This is a genomic window from Mesorhizobium sp. M1A.F.Ca.IN.022.07.1.1 (assembly GCF_003997575.1).
Lineage (GTDB): Bacteria > Pseudomonadota > Alphaproteobacteria > Rhizobiales > Rhizobiaceae > Mesorhizobium.
This window is the reverse complement of the sequence record NZ_RZST01000347.1, coordinates 1-5,925: the sequence shown is the minus strand read 5'-3', so window position 1 is coordinate 5,925 and position 5,925 is coordinate 1. Positions and strand designations below refer to the sequence as shown.

The window sequence follows — 5,925 nt, the reverse complement described above, 5'->3', positions numbered from 1 at the left end:
GCCCTGTGGCGTGCGTTTGACTACGGCGACTACGCCGGCTGTCACCTCCCGGACACGGCACACAGCCTTACCGGAGACACCAGGCGCTAGACGCGCTCGCGCCAACTCCCGCTCGACATGGCGGCGAATTGCACCGGTGCTCTTCTCGATTTCGTCGGCAAGCTCGGTTTCGCCTATCTTGCGTAAAGTGCGAATATCAGTGGAGAGAACCTGCAGGGGCGTCTTGAGGCCATGTGCCAGATCGGTGGCGCGCGAGCGGGCGCGAGAGAGGGCTTTCTCCTGAGCATCGAGCAAGCGATTGATCTCGTCGGCAAGTGGCTGCACTTCGCTCGGCGCGGCCACATCAAGCCGAGCCGCACGCTGTGCAATCACGTTTCTGACGGCAACGCGCAAGCCGTCCAATGGCGCCAAACCAACGGTGATCTGGATGAAGAATGCCCCCATCAGAGCGAATGCGAGCACGATGAGTGCCAGCGCAAGGTCACGAACATATTCGCCGACCGATACTTCCACGTTGCGATGATCTTCCGCCACGACAGCGCGAAAGGCGCGACCATCGGCATCGGTGATCGAGCGCACCACGGCAACGGTGAGTTCTCCGCCAGGCCCGTTGAGCTCTTCCTTCCGCAACTCACCATTGGCCGGCTGTCCTGGCAAGGCGAGCGTTGCATCCCATAGCGAACGCGATCGAACGAGTTGGTGAGTGGCCAGATCTTCCACTTGCCAATAGTGCCCTGACAACGGGTTGGCAAAGCGCTGGTCGGCCAGCGTCGATGCGACCGACAGACGGCCATCGGCTGCGAAACTCGTCGCGCCGATCAGTTCATTGAGGTCGACGGTCAATTCACTGACGACTCGCCTCTCGACGTTCAGCTCAAACAGATACCGCAGCCCAACACCGGCAATGGCAAGGGCAATCACAATCGATATGGCTGCAGCCGACCAAAGCCTGAAGCGGATTGAATTGCGCATCAATCAGGTCCGTCGGGCACGAGGTATCCGAACCCGCGTCGTGTCTCGATGACATCACTACCAAGTTTGCGTCGTAGACGCGCAACGATAACCTCGATCGTGTTCGGGTCGCGTTCATTGTCGGAGCTGTACAAATGTTCTGCGAGTTCCGTGGGCGCAACCACGCGGCCGGCATGATGCATCAGGAACGCGAGGAGCCTGTATTCCAACGGCGAAAGCGCTATGGGGACGCCACGAAGCGAGATGCGCATCTGGCGCGTGTCGAGCAGTAAAGGGCCTGATTTCAACACCGGTGCCGCCTGACCGCTTGAACGGCGCAGAATGGCACGCAGTCGCGCCAGCAGTTCCTCCATTTCGAACGGTTTCGGAAGGTAGTCGTCGGCACCGGCGTTGATGCCTTCGACGCGCTCGGTCCATTGCCCCCTCGCCGTCAGGATCAGGACGGGAAGGCGGCGGGCGTTGGCGCGCCAGCGCTTCAGCACCGTAAGGCCATCGAGCTTCGGCAATCCCAGATCGAGAATCGCAGCATCGTAGTTTTCAACATCGCCGGCAAACCAAGCCGCTTCGCCATCGTTCACGACATCGACGACCATGCCCGACGCTCTCAAAACTGCCGCGATGTCGGTCGCGATGCGTGGTTCGTCTTCGGCCACGAGAATCTTCATCTGTCGCCGCCTTCCCCGCGCAAAACGCGGCTCGCGCCGGCATCGATGTCAACGATCCTGCGCCTGCCATCGGCAGCGACCACCTGGAATCGATAGACCCACTTGCCCCCAGCGCGAATGAGATCGACCGCAACGATCTCACCGGGAGTCCTGGCGCGGACAATGGCCATAATATCGGCAAGGCCCTCAATTTCGCCGCGCTCATAAAGATCGCGCGCCCGATCGTGGTCATCGTCGTCGTCTTGCGCCCGGACGACCAATGGCATGGCCAGCACAAGTCCAGCCACACTCAGAGCTGCCAGGCGCGTCAACGCGATTTTCATGGAAGAGAGCTGTCGCATGCCGAAGCTGTCAAACCGCTGTCAATCATCGTCAGCCGGCGGCAAGGACCAGGTCTCTATCAAGGGCCATCGCGCCCGATAATGGGGCGCGCAGAGAAGGATACCGACCATGCGCAATTTCCCCGTTTTGCTTGTCGCCCTTGCAGGTCTCACCGCTCCTGTCATACCCGCCGCCGCTGAATCCATCCAGGCATCATGCGCATCCTCCCCGACCGCTTCCGATACAATCGACCTTGAGGCTATCCCCATGATGAACACCGCAGGGCCCAAGTCGGTCAAAGGTATCGGCGATGACGAGTGTGACAGCGATAGATCCGTGTCCGGCGGCCGCACTGATCAGAAAGATGAAGAATTCGGCGACAGCGACGATTGATAGGCGATCGAACGTCCAACGACTGCCACTATCACTGCTCCTGGAGAAAATTTCCGATGCCTGAAATTCAGCATGTCCATCCCATTCTGGTGCATTTCCCTATTGTGCTCATCTACACACTTGTGGTCATCGATCTCGTCGCGCTCGCCGGCAGCAATGCCGTAACAATGCGCTCCGGCGTGGGTACGATCTCCACCTTTGTTGCCATCGCCGCAGGATTGTTCGCGGTCGCCACCTGGTTCTTCGGTGGCATGGCCCTCGATTACGCCGAGGCCGCTGGTTTTAGCAGCGGGGTAGCTGAGATCCATGAGAGCTTGGGCACAATCAGTGCCTTCACCTTTCTGAGCTGGGGTCTTGTCCGGCTCGCATTGTGGGTGCGAAATCGCGAACTGGGGACGTTGGCCCTCGCCATACCAGCCATCGAAATAGCCGGCGCGGCTCTCGTTACAGTAACAGGCTATTATGGGGGGCAGCTTGTCTACGACCTTGGCGTGAACGTTGCCAAGGCCGCAGTGGGAGGCTGACGCTGGATCAGCCGGCCCCGGGGCTGCGGCCCACAACGCCTTGCAGATGGCCGGTAGACCGGCCCTTACCTTGGTCCAAATCTCACGCCCTCTGCTCAAATAATGGACCATATTGATCGGTGCGAGCAGTCGGGCCCGGCCGGTTGGTCTGCAAGCCGCCTCTCTGGCTCATCCAGAGAGGCGGGCCGATTTGCCTGTAGTGTGCCTCTCATGTGTGCTCATCGCCATTCGTCTGTGTTTGCCCCGGCTGCCGTGGTCAAAAAGCCAGGTCTTGGTGACCTCCGACACAAAGACATACAGAGCCGTGATCGCGAGCAGCCCGGCCAGCACCGGTCCTGGCAGCGGGACGAACCCAAACCAGCTGGCGAAGGGAGCGAACGGGATAGCGAAGGCAATGGCGCCTGTGCCCAGGGCTAGAGCCGCAAGCAAGCGGCTTGGGCTGCTGCCCCACAGCCTCTTGTGCGTGCGCACCACGAGCACGATGGCGAGTTCTGTCAGCAGGGATTCTACGAACCACGCCGTCTGAAACACATCCGATGTGGCATGCACGACCAGAATCAGGAACGCGAAGGTTGCAAAGTCGAACACGGAACTCACCAGTCCGAAGCTGATCATGAACCGCCTGACGGAATGAATGTCCCAATGGCGGGGACGCCGCAACTGATCCGGGTCAACGTTGTCGCTCGCTAACGCAAGCGCGGGAATGTCCGATAGAAAATTGTTGAGCAATATCTGCTTGGCCAACAGCGGCAGAAACGGCAGGTACAACGAGGCGGCGGCCATGCTGATCATATTGCCGAAGTTCGCACTGGTCGTAATGGAGATGTATTTCATCGTATTGGCGCGCCTTTCGGCCGTCATCGACGCCCCGCACCAGTACGCCCAGGTCGCGCTTGAGCAGAATGATGTCCGCGGCCTCTCGCGCGACGTCGACAGCCGTATCGACCGAAATGCCAATGTCGGCTTCATGCAACGCCGGCGCGTCATTGATGCCGTCGCCAAGATATCCCACGACGTGGCCGCTCCTGCGGAGTGCCTCGACAACGCGCTCTTTCTGGTTCGGATCGATCTCGACGAAGAGGTCGGTGTTGCGGACACTGGCGAGAAGGCCGTTCTTGGTGTGCTTTGACAGATCTTCACCAGTTATGATCCTATCGGATCGAAGGCCTACAGCCTCGGCCAGATGCGCGCCGTTATAGCGGTTGTCGCCAGAAATAACCTTTACTCCGATACCGCGACCGGCAAGCGCCAAAAGTGTTTCTCGAACACCCTCCTTTGGCGGATCGAGGAAGAGCAGGAAGCTCGCGAATGCCATTGCGGTTTCGTCGTCGCGGCTGAAGCCTGCCTTGTTCTGAAAGCGCCGGATCGCCAAGCCGAGAACGCGATACCCATTGGCACTCCAGCGCCTGAATTTCTCGTCGATCACGTGGCGTTCCGCCGAGTCCAGGGGTTTCAAACCGTGCGGACTTTGCACGAAGGCGCACGCATCGAGAACGTTCTGGACAGCGCCCTTCGTGATCAGGATCTGTTCGCGCGCTCTTTCGTGCACGGCGACCGACAACCGCTTGCGCACGAAATCGTATGGGATCTCGTCGACCTTGGTGAAATCGGACAAATCTTCTTGTTCGGGCTGCGCATTGGCTATTGCTTCGTCCAAAGGGTTCTTCAGGCCGGTCTGGAGAGTGGCATTTAGCCGTGCCCAAAGCAGAACGTCCTTCGAAGCATTGCCCTCGACGTCGAATGATCCATCGAGATGAATGATGCCCTCCGTCAGCGTTCCTGTCTTGTCGGTGCACAGAAGGTCCATGCTACCCAGATTCTCGATTGCGTCGAGACGTCGGACTATGACGCCGCTGGCGGCCATCATCCGCGCACCTCGGGCCAAGGTGACGCTGATGATTGCGGGAAGCAGTTCGGGTGTCAGACCTACCGCGAGCGCAAGGGAAAACAGCAGGGACTCGATCAAGGGCCTGTCAAGCATCACGTTAGCGAAGAACACCAGGATGACGATCGCAAGCATGATCTCGGTCATCAGATATCCGAACATCCTGATGCCGCGGGCGAATTCGGTCTCCGGAGTCCGTCGTTCCAAGGCCTTGGCGATCGATGCGAACTCGGTGTGCGCTCCAGTGGCTACGGCGACCACCTTCGCCGTCCCGCTGCGAACGGACGTGCCGGTGAAGACGGCATTGGTCCGCAGAGCGAGGCCGGCTTCGGGCGCGGAGAGGCCCTCGGACTTCACAACGGGAAAGGTCTCGCCTGTCAGAACAGACTCGCTGACATTGAAGTCTCGCGACTCCAGGACAATACCGTCGACGGGGATGAGATTGCCAGCTGATAGGCTGACGACGTCGCCCGGAACTATGTCGCCGACGTCAATCGTGCGCTCAAACCCGTCGCGCAGGACCATCGCCTTGGGAGATATGCGTTGCCGCAGCGCCTCCATCGCACCGGAAGCACCGTATTCCTGAGTGAAGCTGAGGAGACAGCTGGCAAGCACGATCGCGCCGATAATCGCGGCTTCATGGCCCTCGCCGACAAACGCCGATACGGCTGCTGCAAAGACGAGGATTAACATCAGGGGGCTACGAAACTGGCGAGCGAAAACAGTCAACGCCGATCCGCCCGAACGCGGCGCCAGCACGTTCCGACCGAATTTGGTGAGCCGTCTCGCTGCATCGACGTTTGACAGGCCGGAGGTAGAGGTCTCCAACTGCCCGACCAGTTGATCTGTTCCGAGCGACCAATAGGCGCACTCGGCGACGCCGGAGGAATGGCCGAGAGATTGCACTTCGCTTGCAGCGGTCATCCGCCGTTCCGCCTCACCAACTCTGCTGATCGCCAAGCCGCTCCATCAGTTCGACAGCAGGCGATTGATGCCGCTCTCGCCGATCAGCGACCGCGTGACACCGCCGAAAGCCCATTCTCTCAACCGGCTGTGCCCGTAAGCTCCGGAAACGATCAGATCGGCGCGGATCAAGCGCGCGAACGCCACCAGCCTTTCCCCGTCTGCTTCGCCGGCGATCACTTCGGTTCGCGCTGTGATGCCA

Annotated in this window: 8 protein-coding genes; 2 read left to right on the top strand and 6 right to left on the bottom strand. The window is 60.0% G+C overall.

The features are described 5' to 3' along the window. The 3 genes from EOA75_RS27305 to EOA75_RS27295 all read right to left on the bottom strand — a co-directional run. Positions 1-972 (bottom strand): HAMP domain-containing histidine kinase (locus EOA75_RS27305; protein WP_164747585.1); only part of this gene is annotated, 972 nt, incomplete at its 3' end. Further along, the gene (locus EOA75_RS27300) at positions 972-1,637 is read right to left on the bottom strand and encodes a response regulator transcription factor (protein WP_127325617.1); all 666 of its coding nucleotides are present in this window, start codon (positions 1,635-1,637) and stop codon (positions 972-974) included. The genes EOA75_RS27300 and EOA75_RS27305, both read right to left, overlap by 1 nt. Next, the gene (locus EOA75_RS27295) at positions 1,634-1,960 is read right to left on the bottom strand and encodes a PepSY domain-containing protein (RefSeq protein WP_127325616.1); all 327 of its coding nucleotides are present in this window, start codon (positions 1,958-1,960) and stop codon (positions 1,634-1,636) included. Before EOA75_RS27295 ends, EOA75_RS27300 begins: the two co-directional genes overlap by 4 nt. A gap of 127 nt (positions 1,961-2,087) precedes the next feature. Between EOA75_RS27295 and EOA75_RS27290 the strand changes: the two genes are divergently transcribed. Next, entirely contained in the window at positions 2,088-2,351 is a 264-nt protein-coding gene (locus EOA75_RS27290; protein ID WP_127325615.1) for a hypothetical protein, read from the top strand. Between the two features lie 56 nt (positions 2,352-2,407). Continuing rightward, positions 2,408-2,875, top strand: coding sequence for a DUF2231 domain-containing protein (locus tag EOA75_RS27285; protein WP_127325614.1), 468 nt, complete (start codon positions 2,408-2,410; stop codon positions 2,873-2,875). Positions 2,876-3,043: 168 nt separating this feature from the next. Here EOA75_RS27285 and EOA75_RS35835 read toward each other — a convergent pair whose 3' ends face one another. From EOA75_RS35835 to EOA75_RS27275, 3 genes are all read right to left on the bottom strand, one after another. Beyond that, entirely contained in the window at positions 3,044-3,658 is a 615-nt protein-coding gene (locus EOA75_RS35835; protein WP_348628686.1) for a cation transporting ATPase C-terminal domain-containing protein, read from the bottom strand. Next, positions 3,546-5,684 carry an HAD-IC family P-type ATPase gene (locus EOA75_RS27280; RefSeq protein WP_348628685.1) on the bottom strand — a complete coding sequence of 713 codons (2,139 nt, stop codon included), beginning with the start codon at positions 5,682-5,684 and terminating at the stop codon, positions 3,546-3,548. Before EOA75_RS27280 ends, EOA75_RS35835 begins: the two co-directional genes overlap by 113 nt. Before the next feature lie 45 nt (positions 5,685-5,729). After that, a partial coding sequence (locus tag EOA75_RS27275) for a universal stress protein (RefSeq protein WP_164747584.1) occupies positions 5,730-5,925 on the bottom strand: 196 nt, incomplete at its 5' end.

Excerpts from the sequence above, each read along its gene's own strand:
- EOA75_RS27295 (WP_127325616.1), bottom strand. The coding sequence starts at position 1,960 with ATGAAAATCGCGTTGACGCGCCTGGCAGCTCTGAGTGTGGCTGGACTT.
- EOA75_RS27290 (WP_127325615.1), top strand. The coding sequence starts at position 2,088 with ATGCGCAATTTCCCCGTTTTGCTTGTCGCCCTTGCAGGTCTCACCGCT.
- EOA75_RS27285 (WP_127325614.1), top strand. The coding sequence starts at position 2,408 with ATGCCTGAAATTCAGCATGTCCATCCCATTCTGGTGCATTTCCCTATT.
- EOA75_RS35835 (WP_348628686.1), bottom strand. The coding sequence starts at position 3,658 with ATGGCCGCCGCCTCGTTGTACCTGCCGTTTCTGCCGCTGTTGGCCAAG.
- EOA75_RS27280 (WP_348628685.1), bottom strand. The coding sequence starts at position 5,684 with ATGACCGCTGCAAGCGAAGTGCAATCTCTCGGCCATTCCTCCGGCGTC.
- EOA75_RS27300 (WP_127325617.1), bottom strand. The coding sequence starts at position 1,637 with ATGAAGATTCTCGTGGCCGAAGACGAACCACGCATCGCGACCGACATC.